The organism is Formosa sediminum, assembly GCF_007197735.1.
Classification (GTDB): Bacteria; Bacteroidota; Bacteroidia; order Flavobacteriales; family Flavobacteriaceae; genus Formosa; species Formosa sediminum.
The window spans coordinates 1,752,333-1,774,658 of the sequence record NZ_CP041637.1 but is presented as its reverse complement, the minus strand read 5'-3'; the positions used below and the strand labels follow the sequence as shown (position 1 = coordinate 1,774,658).

At 33.5% G+C, this 22,326-nt stretch carries 14 protein-coding genes; 1 reads left to right on the top strand and 13 read right to left on the bottom strand.

What is annotated here, in order from left to right:
- The gene (gene moaA / locus FNB79_RS07765) at positions 1-1,008 is read left to right on the top strand and encodes a GTP 3',8-cyclase MoaA (protein ID WP_143380772.1); all 1,008 of its coding nucleotides are present in this window, start codon (positions 1-3) and stop codon (positions 1,006-1,008) included.
- On the opposite strand, the gene FNB79_RS07760 is transcribed toward moaA, so the two are convergent.
- From FNB79_RS07760 to gyrB, 13 genes are all read right to left on the bottom strand, one after another.
- The gene (locus FNB79_RS07760) at positions 1,005-2,453 is read right to left on the bottom strand and encodes a rubredoxin (RefSeq protein WP_143380771.1); all 1,449 of its coding nucleotides are present in this window, start codon (positions 2,451-2,453) and stop codon (positions 1,005-1,007) included. The two genes, moaA and FNB79_RS07760, sit on opposite strands and share 4 nt — an antisense overlap.
- Positions 2,450-5,974: a nitrate reductase gene (locus FNB79_RS07755; protein ID WP_143380770.1), complete on the bottom strand. Its 3,525-nt coding sequence runs from the start codon at positions 5,972-5,974 to the stop codon at positions 2,450-2,452. Before FNB79_RS07755 ends, FNB79_RS07760 begins: the two co-directional genes overlap by 4 nt.
- A gap of 69 nt (positions 5,975-6,043) precedes the next feature.
- Positions 6,044-7,459, bottom strand: a complete 1,416-nt coding sequence (locus tag FNB79_RS07750; protein WP_143380769.1) for an MFS transporter — start codon at positions 7,457-7,459, stop codon at positions 6,044-6,046.
- Between the two features lie 165 nt (positions 7,460-7,624).
- Positions 7,625-8,278: a response regulator transcription factor gene (locus FNB79_RS07745; protein ID WP_143380768.1), complete on the bottom strand. Its 654-nt coding sequence runs from the start codon at positions 8,276-8,278 to the stop codon at positions 7,625-7,627.
- Positions 8,279-8,341: 63 nt separating this feature from the next.
- Entirely contained in the window at positions 8,342-10,153 is a 1,812-nt protein-coding gene (locus FNB79_RS07740; RefSeq protein ID WP_143380767.1) for an ATP-binding protein, read from the bottom strand.
- Positions 10,154-10,166: 13 nt separating this feature from the next.
- Positions 10,167-10,748: a DUF4202 domain-containing protein gene (locus FNB79_RS07735; protein WP_143380766.1), complete on the bottom strand. Its 582-nt coding sequence runs from the start codon at positions 10,746-10,748 to the stop codon at positions 10,167-10,169.
- Between the two features lie 30 nt (positions 10,749-10,778).
- Positions 10,779-11,156 (bottom strand): nitrite reductase small subunit NirD, encoded by a 378-nt coding sequence (gene nirD, locus FNB79_RS07730; RefSeq protein ID WP_143380765.1) that lies wholly within the window; start codon positions 11,154-11,156, stop codon positions 10,779-10,781.
- A gap of 34 nt (positions 11,157-11,190) precedes the next feature.
- Entirely contained in the window at positions 11,191-13,728 is a 2,538-nt protein-coding gene (gene nirB, locus FNB79_RS07725) for a nitrite reductase large subunit NirB (RefSeq protein ID WP_143380764.1), read from the bottom strand.
- A gap of 368 nt (positions 13,729-14,096) precedes the next feature.
- The gene (secDF, locus tag FNB79_RS07720) at positions 14,097-17,060 is read right to left on the bottom strand and encodes a protein translocase subunit SecDF (protein WP_143380763.1); all 2,964 of its coding nucleotides are present in this window, start codon (positions 17,058-17,060) and stop codon (positions 14,097-14,099) included.
- Between the two features lie 220 nt (positions 17,061-17,280).
- Entirely contained in the window at positions 17,281-17,889 is a 609-nt protein-coding gene (locus FNB79_RS07715) for a hypothetical protein (protein WP_143380762.1), read from the bottom strand.
- Between the two features lie 129 nt (positions 17,890-18,018).
- The gene (locus FNB79_RS07710) at positions 18,019-18,834 is read right to left on the bottom strand and encodes a universal stress protein (RefSeq protein ID WP_143380761.1); all 816 of its coding nucleotides are present in this window, start codon (positions 18,832-18,834) and stop codon (positions 18,019-18,021) included.
- A gap of 197 nt (positions 18,835-19,031) precedes the next feature.
- Complete coding sequence (gene mdh / locus FNB79_RS07705; protein ID WP_143380760.1) at positions 19,032-19,958, bottom strand: malate dehydrogenase; 927 nt, start codon at positions 19,956-19,958, stop codon at positions 19,032-19,034.
- Between the two features lie 219 nt (positions 19,959-20,177).
- The gene (gene gyrB / locus FNB79_RS07700) at positions 20,178-22,118 is read right to left on the bottom strand and encodes a DNA topoisomerase (ATP-hydrolyzing) subunit B (protein ID WP_143380759.1); all 1,941 of its coding nucleotides are present in this window, start codon (positions 22,116-22,118) and stop codon (positions 20,178-20,180) included.
- Positions 22,119-22,326 lie beyond the last annotated feature (208 nt).

Here is a 22,326-nt window from a genome sequence, read left to right as displayed (position 1 = left end):
ATGATTAGTGAAACCAACATATTAACTGATACGTTTAACAGAAAACACACGTATTTACGGCTTTCATTAACCGAAAAATGTAATTTACGTTGTACCTATTGTATGCCAGAACACGGTGTACCGCTAACGCCTAAAAGCAATATAATGACGGCCGATGAGCTTTTTAAAATCGCCTCTATTTTTGTTAAGCACGGCGTTTCAAAAATCAGATTAACTGGCGGAGAACCGTTAGTCAGAAAAGATTTCTCTGAAATTCTTGAACGCTTATCCACTTTAAACACCAAGTTATCCATTACGACTAATGCGGTATTGGTAGACCGTTTTATAGCAGACTTTAAACGTTTTGGGTTATACGATATTAATGTTAGTTTAGACAGTTTAGATGCCGATAAATTTACATTTATTACCAGAAGAAATCAGTTTAAAGCGGCCTACAACAACATCATTCTTTTATTAGAACAAGGTTTTAATGTAAAAATGAATGTGGTTCTGATTAAAGGTTTTAATGATGATGAAATCATAGATTTTATACAATTCACCAAACACTTACCGATTTCAATACGTTTTATAGAATTTATGCCTTTTGATGGAAACAATTGGAACAAAGAGAAATTAGTAACCCAAGCCGAAATTTTAGAACAAACCCATTCGCATTTTGGAGCAGAAGCTTTAATTTCACTACCAAACGAGGTTAATTTCACCTCTAGAAATTATCAGATAAAAGGGTTTAAAGGTACATTTGGTATTATTAGTTCGGTAAGTAATCCTTTTTGCGACAGCTGTAATAGAATCCGATTAACAGCTAATGGAAATATTAAAAATTGCTTATTCTCTAACCAAGAAACCAATCTTTTAGCTGCTTACAGACATGGTGAAAATATAGAACCACTTATCTCTAATTTAATTAATAAGAAACATGCCGTTCGTGCAGGTATGACAGATTTTGAAACACTAAACAAACCAGAGAATCACACCAATAACAGAAGTATGATTACTATTGGAGGCTAATCTTGTCCTACATATTGCTTATGTGTGGTTTTTATAAATTGAGATTTAGGCGCTTCGCAAAGCGAACACACATAAGTTTCTGGTAATTCTGAAAACGGAGTGTTAGGCGTAATATCTTGCGTGGCGTCGCCATAAACTTCATTATAAATAGTTAAACAATCCTGACATTGATATACCTCAACATCTTCACTTTCTGAATCTGATTTAACTATTTTATCTTCATCGCGCTCTGTGCCTAATTGCTCAAAATACAACTGACTTAATTCCATAAGTAAACCTGGCAGTTCTACTTGGTCTATATCCTGTACATGCGTTATATATTCTCTCGTGTTGGGGTCGAAATTTTTTGCATATAACAAGTTATAAGTCTCTCTAATTTTAAATTCAGACAACGCTTTTGGTTGCTCATTCTTTTCGATAACTATTGATGTAAAATAACTTGCTTTCTTGGCATTTTCAGTAATAGCAAATGTTAACCCATAAGTACTTATATCATTTTGGTCGAAATTAGACACTAAATACTTTTTAAGTTTTAAAGCCTCTTCATTGGCCACAGGTAAATGCCAATTTAACTCTAACATGGAATGACGAACATTGATTCCGAATTTTCCTAAAAACTTTTCCCAAATCAGTTTAGATTCGTTCGGAATATCTTTTACTATAAACGATTTCCAAGGCGTAATAGAAATTTTACCAATTTTACAATCGGAACACAAATCGCACATGGCCTTTAAGAACTCTAAATCGTACTTATTATTTCTCCAATATAAGCCTAACCAATATTTATCATTACCAATTCTATTCATCCCTTCATAATACGGGAATGGATAAAATGGAACTTGCAGTGGCTTATCTATGGTTCTGTTATTGGTGTCGACAGCATCACTAACTAAATCGAAAATCATTTCTACACTTTCCAATTCTTCCTGTAAAAGCCCTTCAATAGTCGTCTGGATTTTAGCCATATCCCAACTATAAATTAATGCAGGGTAAACTTCGGCCTCATCCCACTCTGGTAAACGCACATACAAATACCAATAATCTTCATGTTCTGAAGCTATAAAATTAAGATGCCCTGTAAAAAGGGGCACCAAACGTTGTTTAGGGTCGGTAATATTTACTTTTAACTGCGGGTGAGTTCTAAACTGCTCTAAGACGTATAAATACTTCTCTCCAGTTAACCAAGATGTACTTGAGAATATTCCTGCACTCACATAAGACGATACAATATTTACAGAACCTTGTCCATGCGCTGGCACAACCTGGAGTTTATCTATGGTTTCTAGTTTCTGCGTTTCAACACTTTCTGAAATTAATATATCTTGCCTCGATCCAAAAGATATTGTATCTAAACCTAAACCTTCAGCTGTTAAACAAATCGATTTTAACTCTCCTGGCGATAAAACACCGCCTTTTACTATTAATCTAGATAACTCTTTCATCATGCTAAAACTTTATGATTATTTAATATCTCTTTGACTTCCGTTTTACAACTTCCACAACCTAATCCTGCTCCTGTTTGGTTACATAATTCGGTGAAATTTGTACAACCATTTTGTATCGCTTCAGTAATATTTCCTTCGCCAACCTGACTACAAGAACAGACTAATTTTCCAACCATTGGTTTATCGTTAGACGCACCACGTAATAATTTATCGCGTTTATCAGACAATTCTACCTTGCTTTCAATAAGCGTTTTAAATTCTGCGAACTCATTTTTATCTCCCATCAATACCGCACCAACCAATAAATCGTCTTTAACAATACATTTTTTATAGTAGCGCTTAGACATGTCCATAAAAATGATTTCTTCATAACTATTATCATTTTCAGGTACCGATACATCTCCTAAACTACACAAATCTAAATCGCTAAATTTTAAAATATTCATAGATACAGAGCCTTTATACACACTGCTAATATCGCCCGCTAAATAATTAGCAAGTATCGCAGCTTGCTCTTCTGCTGCAGAGGTAATTCCTAAAATATTATTATTAAACTCGGCAATCTCACCAATGGCAAAAACACTAGAATCAGACGATTGTAAATGCTGATTCACTTTTATACCACGGCCACAAGCTATACCGCTGGCCTTTGCAATTTCTATATTTGGACGCGTACCAATGGCATAAACAATGGCATTAGATTTAAATGTTTTTCCACTTTTTAGCGTAATATTTAAAGCATGATTAGTGTCTTCGTCATCAAAAACAGTACTAACTTCATTAGAGAAATAAATCTGAATTCCTAATTCTTGTACGTGTTTCGCTAACAGTTTACATGAAATAGGATCTAATTGCCGCTCCATTAAATTAGAAGCGCGTTGAATAATAGTGGTATTTACATTTCTGTGTTTTAAAGCTGCCGCCAGTTCTAACCCCAGAAGTCCACCTCCAACAATAGTGACATGTTGGTCTTCTGCTTTTAATTTTGTTCCATCTAAATACGCCTTAAAACGGTCTGCATCGTCTTTAGAACGTAACGTAAATCTACCAGGTAAATTTAATTGCACATCATTAGGAACAAATGCCCTACTTCCCGTAGCCAAAATCAGTTTGTCGTAGGCATGATAATTACCATGATTATCGGTTGCCAATTTATTATCCCGGTCTATTTCAACAATGTAAGTATTAGAAAATAGCTCTATTTTAAGCTTGCTTAACTCTTTTTCTTTAATTTTTTTAAGTTGTTCCCATGTTAGTTCTTCAGTAATATATTCTGGCAGTAGTACCCGATTGTAAAACGGATTACGTTCTTTAGAAAACACAACAATTTTATCGGTTTCGCTATGCTCTCTATAATTTTGAATAAACCTAAAAGCGGCGGCTCCTGCTCCTATTACTATTATTTTTTCTGTGTCTTTTTTATATTTTGAAACTGATACTCGGGTATATTTAAAATCCGGTTCTTTAGAGACAGGATCGACTATGGTATGCGTTAAATTATTTGTACGGTTTAAATCACTTTGTAATTGTTTTCCCCAATGCATAGGTAAAAACACTACTCCTTTTTTAACAGCATCGGTGACTTTAGCACGCACTCTTACCACTCCTTTTGCACTCGTTACTTCAACCACATCGCCATCTTTAATTTTATTTAAGAAGGCGTCTACCTGACTAATTTCTAAAACAGGTGTAGAATAATGTGTTTTTAATCGGGATACTTTTCCCGTTTTCGTCATGGTGTGCCATTGATCGCGAACACGTCCCGTAGTTAAAATTAAAGGATAAGTTTCGTCAGGTAAGTCTGATGTATTTTTTACAAATTCAGGCACATTAAACATCGCTTTTTGAGACGGTGTGTAGAATTTTTTATCTTGAAAAAGACGCGGTGTGCCTGCTTTTACTGTTTCTGAAACCGGCCATTGAAACGTGCCTTCATTTTTTAATCGGTCGTAATTTAATGCCGATACATCTATATTAGAACCTTTGGTCATCTCGCAGTATTCCTGATAAATTTCGGCAGTCGAATTATAATTAAACCCTTCGAATCCCATTTTCTGAGCGAATTCACATAAGATTTCTACATCGGGTTTAGCTTCGCCGGGTGCTTCTATGCCTTTAGGTAAATAAGAGATACGACGTTCAGAATTCGTCATCGTCCCTTCTTTTTCTAACCAAGCAGCAGCAGGCAACACCATATCGGCATGTTCTAGGGTATCCGACCTATTAGATATGTCCTGAACAATAACAAACTTAGCGTGTTTTAAAGCTTTTTCAACCTTATGTGCATTGGGCATACTAACCATTGGATTAGTACAAACAATCCAAACTGCTTTCATTTTACCAGATTCTAACGCTTCAAACATTTCTGTTGCTGTATATCCAGCTTTATCTGAAATTTTATCTACATTCCAAAAATCGGCAACCTCTTGCCGGTGTGTTGCATTAAATAAATCTTTATGAACTGCTAATAAATTCGCCATTCCGCCTACTTCTCGCCCACCCATAGCATTGGGTTGCCCTGTTAATGAAAACGGACCAGAACCTGGCTTACCAACTTGTCCGGTAATTAATGATAAATTTAAAAGCGCATAATTTTTATGAGTTCCAATAGCACTTTGGTTTAAGCCCATAGCCCACATACTAATAAACGCTTTAGAACTCCCTATTATTTGTGCTGCTTTTTTAATTTCATCAATGGTAATGCCACATAATTTAGCGGCCTCTTTTAAAGAGGTAGCAAGGACTTGTTTTTTATATTTTTCGAAATTTTCTGTATGTGAATTGATGAAATTTTTATCAATCATTCGACGTTCTATTAAACGTCTACCAATAGCGTTATACAAAATAACATCTGTACCAGGTAAAATTTGAAGATGAAGATCTGCAAAATTTGCAGAATCTGTTTTTCTAGGATCTACAACCAAAATTTTTACATCTGGATGTTTTTCTTTGTGTTGCTCTATGCGTCTAAAAAGTATAGGATGGCACCAAGCCGGATTTGCACCGGTTATTAAAAAACAATCGGCTAATTCAATATCTGCATAAGAAATAGGCACCGAATCTTCACCAAATGTTTTTTTATAACCGACAACAGCAGAACTCATACATAATCTAGAATTAGTATCTATATTATTTGTCCCTAAAAATCCTTTGGTTAGTTTGTTTGCAAGATAATACTCTTCGGTTAAGCATTGGCCAGACACATAAAACCCTACGCTATCTGGACCATATTTTTGTATAATAGATTTAAACACTTTTGCTGCACGATCTAATGCTGTATCCCAACTAACACGCTCTAATGGATGCGACTTACTCCATCGCATTTGCGGATAAAGTAACCTATCGGAAACATCGTTAGCAACATAATGTAAATTCATTCCTTTAGAACATAGCATACCTCTGTTTACGGGATGATCTTTATCGCCTTCCACATAAACCTTATTATATTCGTCCTTCTTCACAATAATACCACAGCCAACACCACAGTATGAACACGTTGTTTTGATTTCTTTTTGAGGCATAATAAGATTTTAAATATATTAGCTATTCAATTAAAAGTAATGAAACTATCTATTAAGACGACTTATTTTTTAAATAGATTGTGTTAATATTTCGGCTTCTAAATCTTCTTCAATTTCTCTTTCAACAATTTCGTTTGTAGCTGTAGAGAATTTAATAGCCAGTACGCCTACTGCAACACAAACTACAATAATTCCTATAAGTAAAAATCCGCTAGATACTGCTGCAGATGATGCTGCAGATTGTGCAGCCTGAACCGCTTCGGCACCCATGCCCTCTGTAGCCGTTATTGCCGCTTTTTCTGCTATAGCAGATTTTGATTTCAATAAAATAGCAGCTAAAAAGGCTCCAACATTTCCTCCTGCTCCTACAATTCCAGATATTGAACCAATAGCTTTAGAATTCACAAATGGAACAACTGAAAATGTAGCACCTTCAGCCATTTGGACAGATAAGCTAAACAAAATTAATAATGTTATTCCTAAAATAATTCCGGTGGCTGTAGAGAATAATGCTAAAACAATTCCTTCTACGGCTAAAATTGTAGCTAAGAATAAAACGCGTCCTCTTAATCCTTTTAATTTCCCAAATAAATCTCCAAAAAAACCACCCAAAGTTCGAGCAAAAATATTCATTAAAGCGAAAGACAATACAATGTTACCAGCAGTAACACGTTCTAATTGAAACGTATTTTGAAGATAATCATCCATAGTTCCGTACACCGTCAATTCTATTCCAAAACACGCTGCATAAACTAAAAATAAAATCCAAACACGATAATCTTTTATAGCTTCTAAAAAACCAACATCATCTTTTTTAGCTACCGGCATCTCTCCTGTTGCTTTTAAATCCTTGTAATTCCCTTGTAAAGTATCTTGTGTAAAATTGTAATATACAAGTCCCATTAGAAAACAAACCACACCAGCAACAACCATAGAGTAACGCCAAGCTTCAGATTCTGCAGCTCCAAAAGCAACTACAGCTGCAGCAATTAAAGGCATACCTAAACGATTTGCTCCACCTCCTAAATTTCCCCATCCCGCAGAAGTCGCATTTGCAGTACCCACAATATTTGGGGCAAACATGATAGAGGTATGAAATTGGGTAATAACAAATGAAGCACCAATAAATCCAATAAAAAATCTACAGATTAAAAATTGAAGCGGTGTTTGCACTAACCCTAATAAGATTACTGGAATTGCTCCCAACACTAGTAACCACGAATAACATAATCTTGGCCCGTATTTATCGCATAATTTACCAATTAATAAACGAGCAAATACAGTCCCTGAAACTGCAAGTATGATAGAGTTCCACTTTTGTGAAGGTGTTAAACCTAAATCTTTTACAACATCTGGCATAAATGGCACAATACCAAACCAAGCAAAGAAACATAAGAAAAAGGCAATAGAGGTAATCCAAAATGTACGGATCGGTAGACTTTTAACATTTAAAAGGTCTAATTTAGTAGCTTTTGTTGAATTCATAACATTGGAATTTTACGTTTACAGCATAAAACTAAGTAATAATACTTAATTTATACGTAAAAATATACGTAATTTTTCAATTATTACGTAGATAGTAAAATTTCAAGCTTAAATTATTAATCCTTTAAAAATTAGACCTAAAAAGCTATAATATAATGATATAGGCTACACCAACTTATACTTAGAAGCTACTTTAGTTAATTCAATTAAATTTTTCACTTCAAGTTTTTTCATTAAATTGAACCGATGAACCTCGGCAGTTCGCTTACTAACATCTAAATCTTCAGCTATTTCCTTATTACTTTTCCCATCTAACACCAAACCTAAAATTTGTTTTTCACGTTTTGTTAGTTTAAAAGTGGGTTCTGGGACTTCTTGTGCTTGAGACAGATGTCCTCCATTGTTCATCATACTATTCACTATTATGGAAGATATATCTCCTGTAAAATATTTTCCACCGCTAGCAATCATATGTAAGGCTTTCATAAACTCTTCTTTACTAGATCCTTTTAACAAGTAACCATCTGCTCCTGCGTTTATTGCGTTTAATACATACTCCTCAGAATCGTGCATGGAAAGCACTAAAGTTTTTATAGCTATATTATTTTTTTTTAATTCGGCGACCACTTCTATCCCATTCATTTCAGGCATTCGAATATCTACAATGAGGACATCAGGGCGTTTTAAAGCTACAATCTCTAAAGCTTCTTTCCCATTAGATGCTTCTGCTATAACATGTACACCTTCTTGATCTTCTAATAAAGATTTAATTCCATCACGAACCAAAATATGATCGTCCGCCAATATTACATTTATCATATACTTAAAAACATTCTATTTAATACGTAGCAAAATAACCAAAAAATAAGTAAAAACATCTAATTAAATTGGGATATTTAATGTAATTCGGGTACCTGTTTCTGGAGATGAATTTAAAAACAGCCTACCGTTAATATAATTAATTCTTTCATTCATAAACGTCATTCCCATACCTCCTACTCCAGTTTTAATATTTTTAGGACGATTGACATCAAATCCTTTACCATCATCATCAATCGTAATACTTAACATAGTGTCTGTATGAAAAATAGAAACTAAAATATATGTAGAATCGGCATATTTTATGGCATTATTAATTGCTTCTTGAGTGATGCGATAGATATTAATTTCTACTAAAGAATCTAAACGTTTATTAAAATTTTTACGGTTATAAATTTCTATAGTTTTACCTGTAAGTTTTGCAAGTTCTTGTGTAAGTTTTGCGAGTGCTGGCACAATACCATAATCGCTCAATTCTGGAGGTGTTAAATTAAAAGTAGCTGCACGAACACCTTGAATAATATCGGCGGTTAAATTTTTGAGCAATTCTATTTTGGTAGTCGCCTTTTCTAAATCATTTAGATTTACGCTTTCTAAATTATATTTTAAACCCGTTAACATTTGGCCAATCCCATCGTGTATATCTTTGGCAATTCGATTTTGTTCTTGCTCCTGGTTTTCTATAATTTTACTAGAAATAATTTTCTGTTGATTCATCTTCTCTTCGTAACTCAATTTTGTTAACGATTCGACTTCTAATTGCGCTTCTTTTTTTTCAGTAATATCTGAAGCGATAATTAGAATTTCAGATTTTTCAATTTTAGAATAAATTGGAATGATATACATTTCTAACCAAAGCAATTCTCCCGTGGTTTTAGTTGCTTTAATTTCGCCTTGCCATCCCGATTTATAATAGGTTTTTAAAATGTGATCAATATACTGTTGTCCTTTTTTTTCGGTAGTAATTAACTCAGAAAAATTTATATTAATATTAAACTTAGAGTGTTCAAAAAGTTTAGAAAATTTTTCTCCTATATGTAAAATTGCGCCTTCTGGTGTTACTCTTGCAAACAACAAGGCTTTATCCATAGCTTGATTTAGTACTCGGAGTTCTTTAACAGATTTTTCATTTTCTTCTCTTAACTCATCGGCTTCATAAGCTGCTTTAATAGCTTTTTGTTCAGAATGCAATAACCTTGTAATGGTCTCTTTAACCATTTTAGCAGTAGGTTTGAAAATGAATAAAAATTCAAGAAATAATAATAATAGTGTAAATACCATTAAAAACAACTCCCAATTGCGTAATAGATTTACCTTTTCATTAGCTTCTACATCATATTGATTAACAATCGTATCCATAATTGTTAAAAATTGATATTCGTTAGCAGTAACTTGTTTTACATCAGGTTCAAGAAAAGCTTGATCTATTGTGGGATTTTGTTCTATTTTTGAAATAATGCTCTGAGACGCTTGATACATAGCCAAAAACTTGACCTCCAATCGGGAAAACATTTCAATAATTTTATCGCTGTTTGTACCAGAGACTTTTAAGCTATCACTGCCCTGTTGTAAAGCTATATGCGCCGTTTTCCATCGCTTAATGGTTTTATTTAAAGTGTCTTTTAGTAATAAACGTTTAGAAATATCTGTAGTATTAGCTATTAATAGCACTTCTTTGCTTAATTTCTGACTAAGCATACGTTGACGACCGGCAACATTAATAACAGTAGAGTCGTCCTGCTGATCTTGCAAAAAATTGCGTACAATAAGCTGACTTATAAAAACGGAGCATGCAATTGCTCCTAATGCAATAATATATAAACGACGTAGCCTATTAAATGTACTATTATCTAACGTACTACTTAAGTCATTCATTCAATACTTGTATTTAAGCTAATGCTTCTTTTATAAGATTTAAAATAGATTCTGAAAATGGTATAGTCATTGCTTTTTTATGTCCTGCATCAGACATTTTTCGCCAAGTTTTTTGAACTATATCTATCAACCTATCGATTTCATGTTTTTTTGCAAAATCTTCAAAATAATACTGAAGAAACACTAAACAAACCACATCTTCTAAAGTCTGCGAATCTGGATCTTTTTTAAGTGCTTTTTTACTAATAATAAATTTAACGCGTGCTATAAAATCGTCATCATAACCAACCGATTCTAAAATCTCTGCAGTTAAACTGGCGTGCATTTTTTTAAGATCGTTGCGCCAATTCATGTATCCCGCTTTAGTCATAGGATATGCCTTTCTAGGAATCTCCCAACGACAAATATGTTGAGCTCGAACAGCTATTTGTAAAGCTTCGGAAGCTGTAGGCATATAATCTAACAAACAAGCTGTCATACGCTGAGAGTACAACAATTCTTTAGGGACAGATTTACCATTATCAATTTCACGATTTAAGTCTTGAGCATTTTTTTCATCAATTAATGCTATAGCCTGTTCAAATTTTGTACTCACGGTTAATTATGTTTTGGATATCTATCAAATCTATTCAGAAAATCCGATATACACAACGTTGTTTTCTATTTTTACAGGATAAATTGCAATAGGGTCTAGATCGCCATTTAGGTTTTCGCCGGTTTCTAATGAAAAAGTTTTTTTATGTAATGGACACGCAATCTTTGGTATGCCTTTATAATCTCCTAACATTCCTCTAGACAATACCATTTCTTTTTTTTCTGGTGATAAATTTTGACAGGCATACCATGTATTAAGTCTTGAAAAATTAAATACTGCTATTTGTAAATCTTTATATTTTACACAAGCGCCACCATCTTTTGGAAAAGCTTCTACAGGAGCTGCTTTAAACCAAATTTTAACGTCACTTTCTTTAACTGTTTTATATTTTGATGCTAATTGTTCCATACTTTTTATTTTAAAACCATGATTTTATTAAAAATTATATGACTGCTGCTTTCGTTTCTTTTTCCCAATGTTTCGGCATTTTTTGCTCTCTAAGCGGTACAAAAACTAAGTTATCATCGCGATCTTCTGAATTTACAAAATGACTGAAACGTTTTTTCATATCTTCATTTTCTATAGCTTGCTTCCACTCACATTCGTAAGCATCTACTAGAAATTGCATATCTTTTTCTAACTCTTCAGCTATATTTAAACTGTCGTCAATCACTATTTTTTTTAGTTGCTCAATACCGCCTTCTAACTTATCTAACCATGCTGCTGTACGCATTAACGGTGCAGCAGTTTGTATATAGTACATTAAATAGCGATCTATGTATTTAATAACTGTTTCGTTATCTATTTTTTCTGCAAGTAATTCGGCATGTCTAGGTGTAGCGCCACCGTTTCCGCCAACATATAAGTTCCAGCCACCTTCTACTGCTATAACTCCGAAGTCTTTTCCTCTAGCCTCTGCACATTCTCGAATACATCCAGACACACCGCCTTTAATTTTATGAGGAGAACGCAACCCTTTGTATCTATTTTCTAAAGCAATTGCAAAAGAGACACTTTCATCTAAACCATAACGACACCAGGTAGACCCCACACAACTTTTTACCGTTCGTAACGATTTACCATAGGCATGTCCGCTTTCAAAACCAGCATCAATTAATTCTTTCCAAATGGCAGGTAAGTCGTTTAGTTGCGCTCCGAAGAAATCTATACGAGCACCTCCCGTAATTTTGGTATATAAATTATATTTAGCACCTATTTGCCCTAAGACAATTAATCCTTCAGGCGTAATTTCTCCTCCGGCAATTCTTGGCACTACAGAATACGTTCCGTTACGCTGAATGTTGGCTAAGAATTTATCGTTGGTATCTTGAGTAACATCTTCTTTATTTGGTGTAACATTATATAAACTTGCAAAAATTGAAGATACCACAGGCTTACAAGTTTCGCAACCATGCCCCGTACCACAAGCATCTAAAACCTCGTTAAAGCTTGTTAGTTTTTTTACTTTTATAATACCATATAATTCTTGGCGGCTGTAATCAAAATGCTCACAAATTACATTTTTAACGGTTTTACCTAAAGATTTAAGGGTTTCGTTTACTAAATCGGTAACCATAGGTTTACATCCACCGCAGCTTGTACTCGCTTTTGTTGCTGAGATTACTCCTGCTAAATCTTGACAAGAACCATCTTTAATCGCACCACAAATCTGACCTTTACTCACATTCTCGCAAGAACATATTTGAGCCTCATCTGGCAAATCTAATGCACTACCAAAAGCCCCGCCTTCAGTAGCTGGTAAAATAAGTTGCGCCGCATCTTCGGGAATGGCCATACCGTTTAAATACACTTGATGCAACATATTATAATCTGAAGCATCGCCAACCAAGATTCCTCCCAATAAGCTTTTACCATCTAAACTTACGTTAATACGCTTATATAAATGCTGTGTTTTGTTTTCGAAAATAACCGAATGCCCTTTAGAAGCTGGCATAAAAGGCTCTCCAAAACTAGCCACATCTACACCAATTAATTTTAGTTTGGTAGACATATCTATTTCGTCAGGCATTAAGACTTCTACTTGCCCCAAAATTTGACTCGCCGCAATTTCGGCCATATCGTAACCAGGAGCGACTAATCCATAAATCATTTGGTTATATAAGGCCACTTCTCCTATTGCAAAAATATTAGGATCTGACGTTTGCATTTTATTATCTACTACAATTCCGCCACGAACTCCCATTTCTAAATCACAAGTTTTTCCAAGTTCGTCACGCGGACGTATACCTGCAGAAATGATTAACATTTCTACATCCAGTTTATCATCTTCACCAAACTCCAATCCGGTGATATAGCCTTCGTCTCCAAGAATTTGATTTGTAGCTTTACTTAAATGAATATTCAATCCAATTGATTCCAATTTCAATTGTAACACTTGACTACTTCTAGAATCTAATTGTCTTGGCATAAGTTTAGGAGCAAATTCTACAATATGAGGTTCCAAACCCATGTCCATTACTGCTTTACCGGCCTCTAAACCTAACAATCCGCCACCAAGAACAGCAGCTTTAGCATTAGGTTTTTTAGCCTTTAACTTAGCTGCATAGGCAAGCATACCTTCTAAATCTTCAATGGTTCTATAAACAAAAACCCCTTCTTTTTCTACACCTTTAATAGGCGGTACAAATGCAGAAGACCCCGTTGCCAATACTAAGTAATCATAACTGTATGCTTCATCATTAACGCTGGTTACTGTTTTTTTATCTCTATGAATATCTGTAATACGAACATCTGTAATTAACTCTATATTATGTTCTTCGTACCAAGACCTAGGCGCCATTTCTAAGGCTTTAGCATCTTGGCTCTCGAAAAATTCACTTAAATGAACACGATCGTATGCAGGTCTTGGCTCTTCGCCAAAAACAGTTATTTTATAAGCCTCACTTCCTTCTTTGGCTACAAATTTTTCACAAAACTTATACCCAACCATGCCGTTTCCTACAACTATTACTTTTTTCATATACGTAGTTATTATTCGATTACTTAATTCAAAAGTAAGTATTAATACTTAATTATTTAAGTAAAAAACTAGTAAATATGAAATTAATACGTATTATTATGAAAATAAAAATTAAAACACTATAAAATTATTGATAATTAAATTCTAACGAATATTTTAAGCATAGTACATTCACTATAAGCATTATATCCATTTTTTTAATCAGTGGTTTTGTTGATTAACGTAAAAAAAATTAAAACTTCGTATTAAAATAGCTTCGGAATTATTTACGCAAACTTTCTTAGACTTAAAACAGTACTAATTACAAATAAAAAAGCCTTCTAAACGTAAGTTTAGAAGGCTTTATAATCATGGAGTACTTAATTTACTTATGCAGTAATATCGTCTCCTTCTTTTAATTTTCTTTTCTTTTCAGAATTAGCTAACGTATCGAACATGATAGGTGTAGCAATAAATAATGATGAATATGTACCTACTACAACTCCAACAATTAATGCAAACATAAACCCACGTATGGAATCGCCACCAAAAGCAAAGATTGCTAATAATACAACTAAAGTTGTAAGTGACGTATTTAATGTTCTACTAAGCGTACTGCTTAACGATACATTTACCACTTTATTTAAGCCCCATCCTGTATGTTCATGGAAATACTCACGAATTCTATCAAATACAACCACGGTGTCGTTTAAAGAGTAACCAATTACAGTTAAGATTGCTGCAATAAATGCTTGATCTATTTCCATATTAAAAGGCATAAACTTATATGTTAAAGAGAAAACTCCTAATACAATAATAACATCATGGAACACAGCAGATACTGCACCTAATGAATATTGCCACTTTTTAAAACGGAATAAGATATATAAGAATACCACAATTAAAGACCCTAATACCGCCCAGAATGATTCTTTTTTAATATCATCTGCAATGGTTGGACTTACTTTATAAGATTTCATTAAACCAACAGTTTTGTGTTGGTTATCACTAATAAAGTCTGCGTAAGAAATTCCTGTTAAGTGTGATTCTAAAGCGGTGTATAAATCTTTTCTGATTTGCTCATCAACTTCAGCACTTGTTTCGTTTACTTTATATTTAGTCGTAATTTTTACTTGATTAGAGCTACCAAATGTTTTAGCATCAGCACTTCCAAAAGCATCGTTTAATGCAGGTAACAATTCTGAAGGTGTAATAGATTCATTAAAACGCACTTGGTAATTTCTACCTCCAACAAAATCTACACCTTGGTCTAATCCATTTGTAAATAAAGATCCTAAACTAACAACAATTAAAGTTCCTGAAATAATGTAAGCTATTTTACGTTTTTTCAAGAATTCGATATTAATATTTCTGAATAGTTTTTTAGTAATCGCTGTTGAAAAATCTAAATTTCCACCACGGTTAATGTACCAGTCAATTATTAATCTAGTTATAAAAATTGCCGTAAATAAAGACGTTACAATACCAATTAATAAAGTCGTAGCAAAACCTTTAATAGGTCCTGTACCAAAAACAAATAAAATTAAAGCTGTTAAACCTGTTGTAATGTTAGCATCTAAAATAGACGATAATGCATTACTAAATCCGTCTTGTATAGCTTCTCTTTGTCCTTTACCATTAGAGATTTCTTCTCGAATACGTTCAAAAATCAATACGTTCGCATCTACAGACATCCCTATAGTTAAAACAATACCGGCAATACCAGGCAATGTTAATACCGCTCCTAATCCTGATAGTACACCAAATATTAATAAAATATTTAAAGCCATTGCAATATCTGCAAATCCACCTGCTTTACCATAGTAAAACAACATCCATACTAATACTAATACCAAAGCAATAACAAAAGAAATTTCTCCGCTATCGATAGCTTCTTGACCTAAAGATGGTCCTACTACTTCACTTTGAATAATATCTGCTGAAGCTGGTAATTTTCCTGCACGTAAAACATTTGCTAAATCGACTGCTTCATTTAAAGTAAAGTTTCCTGAAATTTCTGAATTCCCACCTGAAATAGCACCTGTTGTAACTCCTGGTGCAGAGTATACAATATTATCTAAAACAATAGCAATTTGACTTTGTTGCGCATAAGCTTTACCAGTCATTTCTTCCCATACTTTAGCTCCTTTTGCATTCATTTGCATAGAAACAGCAGGTTTTCCTAATTGATCGTATTGTTGTGTTGCATTTGTTACTACAGCACCACTCATTGGAGGAACATTTTCTCTATTTCCGATTAAAGCATAAAGACCAACAGCTGTACTGTTTTGTTCTGGCATTCCAAAAGCAAATTTAACGTAACGTTGCTCTGCAGGAAGTAATGCTCTAATGTCTGGTCTGTTTAAGTAATCTAAAACAGTTTGTTTATCTTTAACATCAAACTGAGCTACGATTGGACCACCTTGGTATCCTTGACCAACAATTAAATCTAATAACGGGTTTTCATCTACTTTTGTAGAATCTGTAACTGCTTCCCCTAATAAATCATCAATTTGTGAATCTGTTTCAGATGTTTCTGTTGTAGCTTCTTCAGTAGTTTCAGTTTTAGACGCTAATTCTTCTTTTAGTACATTGTTTGCCTGAATAATAAAAGGAATAAATGTTTCTCCTTTATACACATCCCAAAATTCTAATTGCGCAGTACTTTGTAATAATTTTTTTGCACGCTCTACATCTTTAACACCTGGAAGTTCTACTAATATACGTCCAGACTCCCCTAAACGTTGAATGTTTGGAGAAGTTACACCAAATTCATCAATACGCTTACGTAATACTTCAAATGCTGAAGTGATAGATTCGTCTATTTTCTTACTGATTATAGGCTTCACTTGATCATCAGTCATATCAAACGTGATTTCTTCACTTAATGCTCTGTTTGCAAAAATATCTGGAGAAGCTAATTTTGTATCTCCTTTAATTTTATCAAAAGCAATATAGAAATCTTCTAAATAAGTATTCTGACTGTTTTTTTGAAGTTCTGAAGCATCATCTAACGCTTTGTTAAACGCTGGATCGCTTGTATGGTTTGCTAATCCTTTTAAGATATCTTTTACAGATACTTGAAGGATAACGTTAATCCCTCCTTTAAGGTCAAGTCCAAGATTCATAGCCTTGTCTTTCACTTCGCTATAAGTGTAATCTGCAATTCCTAAGTCGAATACTTTTTCGGTTGACAATGAATCTAAATACTGAGCCTCTTTTACTGAGTCTCCGTTTGCGTACGCTTTAGCAGCGTCGTCTATACTGTTTGCTTTAAATGTAAACGATAATTGGTAAATACTTACCAAACCGAATAAGACTGCAAACAACTTTACTAATCCTTTATTCTGCATTATTTAATTATTTATTAATCAATATTTTGACCTTCTAACAATTCTTATTTGACTGTTAGATATGTAATGTTTTGTTTTTGTTAAAGTAAAATTTAGCTTTTAAGCAGATATGCTTTGCTAGAATACATACTAGTAAATATAGCATGTTCAAAATTTGGAGATAAATACGTCTATAAGTAAGAGAGACGTATGTTTAAGCATAGTATTTTTAAACAACTCCTTAAACTCGAGGCCCTGCCCTAACTTCAGGTATTTTTTTAGAATTATTATCTATTGCTAACGCTACATCTTTATGAATTTTATAAGCAACCTTAATGGAAGGTAAGGCTATAAGATGAGCCGTATTATTTACGCAAGTATGAGAATTGGTGTTATTAAAATGATGACTGCTCGCTTTAAGCTCTACTGCTATTTTACCAGCATGACTAAATGCAAAATCAGATCCGTTATGAATCTCAAATACATCAAAATTGTAGGTTACAGCCTGTTCATCATTGGTAGGTAAAGAGTCCTGTTTAGAATTATCAAACTCAAAAGCCTCATCGTCTGACAGGATTTCTTTGATACGATCTACATCAGAATCAGAATAGTAAGTAATCTTTAAAACCCCTTCTAAGGTTTCACTCACTTGAATGTTTTCTGCACCAATATTTTTTAATTGCTGCTTAACAATTGAAATGGCATAATCGGATTTATCTTGCACAGCAGCATCACCAGAATACTGCAACACAATTTCCTGGTTAGGCACTACATTTTGCTGCTGACTAACAACACCAAAAAACAGAGCAACACTTACTATTAAAGTACTAAAGTACCATTTCAAATTCATGCGCCAAATATATAAAAAAATTAAGATTAGTTTCTATCGTTATTAGTTTATTATCAACAGGGTTTTAAATCATTTTCTGTACAATAAAATAACTAGGAAACCATTTTGAATTCATTTATAAAAGCTACATTATTTTACCGGAATTGATAATAAAGGAATATTTAAACCCGAAGCCATAACTCGTGTTTTACTTTTATGAATTAAAGATTCCCAAAATCCATATTCACGAGGTATCATTACTAATAAGTCAGAATGAAATGTTTTTATTTCTTTTTCAATTTCTTCAATAACAGCATCAGATTTAACATTTTTATAAACATAGTCTACTTTCGCTAATTGCTTATCAATATTTCCGAGTGTAGATGTATTAAATTTTAATTCGTCTATCATTTTATCTACATAAAACACAGTGACTTCAGATTTCAATTTTGTTGAAATTTGGCGCAGTTTCGCTAAGGTTTTTAGAGGTACATCTTCCATTAAATCGCACGCAAAAAGAATTTTCTTCATCCCTTTAAATTTTGCATGAATTGGAATGGCCAACACGGGAAATTTTTTCATACTTATTAAAGTTGTGGTGGGATTTCCTATTAGGTTTTGCTCTAAAGATTTTGGAGACATACCTATAACTAACAATGACGCTTCGTTAGCATACATAACATCTTCGATATTAAACTCTAATTGTGCAAATCTACAATCGTAATCTACCTCTATACCAAATTCTTTATTTAAACTTTTTGCTGTAATTTCTAACCGATCCACATTATTTTGCATCAAGTTATTAATAGATGTAGCAGATAGCAAAGTGTTAGATGCGTGTAGCGGAATTTGAAAGGCATTAAAAAGAATAAGTTTAACATTAAAATGCTTAGCTAATGCTGCTGCATACAATTCTGCATTGTCAGATAATTTGGAGAAATTTGTAGCTACAATTATTGGTCCCATAACGTATATAGATTATACTACTAATTTACGGAATATCTCATTTTTCACCAATGTTACAACGCTATTATTACTGTTAAATTTACAAGACTAAATACGCATTATACTCTATATTTGGAAATTGCAAACACTACAAAATAAGACAAAAAAACGACTGCCCTCTCAGACAGTCGTTTTTAATAAGAATATTTAAAAAACAATTAGAATTCTAATAATCCGTTTGTTTTACTTACACCTTCTGCACTTGCAGCTAAATGTGATTTTTCTTCGTCATTAAGAGAAATATCTACTATTTTTTCGATACCATCTTTACCTAAAACAACTGGTACACCCAAACAAATATCTGATAAACCATATTCACCATCTAATAATGCTGAACATGGGAATATTTTTTTAGTATCGCAAGCAATTGCTTGTACCATTCCTGATACAGCTGCACCTGGTGCATACCAAGCAGAAGTACCCAATAATTTAGTTAATGTAGCTCCACCAACTTTAGTATCTTCTTTGACTTGATTTAAACGTTCTTCAGATAAAAATTCTGAAACTGGCACACTATTTCTAGTAGCTAAACGTGTTAATGGGAACATACCTGTATCGCTATGTCCACCAATTACCATACCATCTACATCACTAATAGGCGCACCTAAAGCTTCTGCTAATCTATATTTAAAACGCGCAGAATCTAATGCTCCACCCATTCCGATAATTCTATTTTTTGGTAAACCTGTAGCTTTATGAGCTAAATACGTCATGGTATCCATAGGGTTACTTACAACAATAAGAATCATGTTAGGAGAATGCTCTAATAAACTTGTTGATACATTTTTTACAATACCTGCATTAATACCAATAAGTTCTTCTCTTGTCATTCCTGGTTTTCTAGGAATACCACTTGTAATAACGCAAACATCACTACCAGCTGTTTTGCTATAGTCATTAGTTACACCTGTTATTTTTGTGTCGAACCCATTTAAAGATGCTGTTTGCATTAAATCCATAGCTTTACCTTCTGCAAAACCTTCTTTAATGTCTAACAATACAACTTCTGAAGCAAAGTTTTTAATAGCAATATATTCTGCACAACTTGCACCTACTGCTCCTGCTCCAACTACTGTTACTTTCATTTTATTTTTATTTTAAGATTCAAAAATATTTTATTCTTTGCTAATTTAACACATTTAATATAATTAACCCTTTAAGCACCTCTTAATTATAATTATATTACAATAATGAGCGGTAATTTATCAAATTAACATAAATATAAGTTACCCTATTTTAAACGGGTTAAATTTTAAAAATAGTTAAAAAAAACACCTTAAATTAAGCTTAAGGTGTTATAATAATTACGCATCAATATTAGCGTATACTGCATTTTTCTCGATAAAATCACGACGTGGTGGCACTTCATCTCCCATTAACATAGAGAAAATACGATCAGCTTCGCCGCCATTATCAATATTTACTTGTCTTAGTGTTCTGTAAGCAGGATTCATTGTAGTATCCCAAAGTTGTTCTGCATTCATTTCTCCAAGACCTTTGTAACGCTGAATATTTGCCGAACCTCCAAACTGCTCAACTAAACCATCACGTTCAGAGTCACTCCAAGCATATTCTTTCTTTGCTCCTTTTTTAACTAAATACAATGGTGGAGTAGCAATATAAATATGTCCGTTTTCTATAAGTTCTTTCATATATCTAAAGAAGAACGTTAAGATTAAAGTAGCAATGTGACTACCATCAATATCGGCATCACACATAATAACCACCTTATGGTAACGTAGTTTAGATAAATTAAGCGCTTTACTATCTTCTTCAGTACCAATAGTAACACCTAAGGCCGTAAAGATATTCTTGATCTCTTCGTTTTCAAAAACCTTATGTTGCATGGCTTTTTCAACGTTAAGAATTTTACCACGTAATGGTAATATTGCTTGAAACGCACGATCACGACCTTGTTTAGCCGTTCCACCTGCCGAATCTCCCTCTACAAGAAACACCTCACATTTAGAAGGATCCTGTTCTGAACAGTCACTTAATTTTCCTGGCAAACCACCAATACTCATTACAGTTTTACGTTGCACCATTTCACGTGCTTTTTGTGCAGCATGACGTGCTTGAGCGGCTAGAATAACTTTCTGAACAATTGTCTTTGCATCTTCTGGGTGCTCTTCTAAATAATCGGTTAACATTTCGGAAACCGCCTGACTTACTGAAGCCGAAACTTCTCTGTTTCCTAATTTTGTTTTTGTTTGACCTTCAAATTGTGGCTCCTGAACTTTAACAGAAATAATTGCTGTTAACCCTTCACGGAAATCGTCTCCAGAAATTTCAAACTTTAGCTTTTCTGTTAAACCAGAACTATCTGCATATTTTTTTAAGGTATGCGTTAATCCACGTCTAAAACCAGAAAGGTGTGTACCTCCTTCGTGCGTATTAATATTGTTTACATACGAGTGTAAGTTTTCGGCATACGATGTATTATAAATCATTGCAACCTCAACAGGAATATCATTTTTTTCTCCTTCAAAAGCAATAACTTCTGTAATAAGGGGCTCACGGTTTCCGTCTAAAAACTTAACAAATTCTTTTAAACCTTCATCAGAGTAAAACGTTTCAACATCATGTTCTCCCGCTTCATTTTTTACTCTTTTATCAATTAAAGTAATAGTAATTCCTTTATTAAGGTAGGCTAATTCACGTAATCTGCTAGCTAGCGTATCATAACTATACTCTAATGTTTGTTTAAATATGGTTGGATCTGGTTTAAAAGTGACTACCGTTCCTCTTAAGTCCGTTTCTCCAATTGCTTTTACTGGATACAGTGATTTACCACGTTCGTATTCTTGTTCCCAGATGGTACCATCTCTGTACACGGTTGCTTTTAAATGCTCAGAAAGCGCGTTAACACAACTTACACCTACCCCATGTAAACCTCCAGAAACTTTATAAGAATCTTTATCGAATTTACCTCCGGCTCCAATTTTAGTCATTACTACTTCTAGAGCAGATATACCTTCTTTTTTATGTAAATCTACAGGAATACCACGTCCATTATCTTCTGTAGTAATTGAGTTATCTTCGTTTATAATAACTTTAATGGTATCACAATGTCCTGCTAAGGCTTCATCAATAGAGTTATCTACAACTTCATATACTAAGTGGTGAAGACCTCTTACTCCAACATCTCCAATATACATGGATGGACGCATTCTAACATGTTCCATTCCCTCTAAAGCCTGTATACTATCGGCCGAGTAATTGTGTTTTTTAGCTTCTTCGCTCATAAAATATTAAATGTTATACTTTTTAATTTATAATCATAAAAAAAATGATGCATCCGCACCATTTAGAATACTAACAAATATACAAATTTAAAGGCACTTTAAAAACAATTTAACGCAGGAAGGCTTAAAATTATCAACATTTGTTAATTACACAAAACACTCTAAAAACGCCTAAAAATAGCTTTAAATTGAATTTAGCCACTTTTTA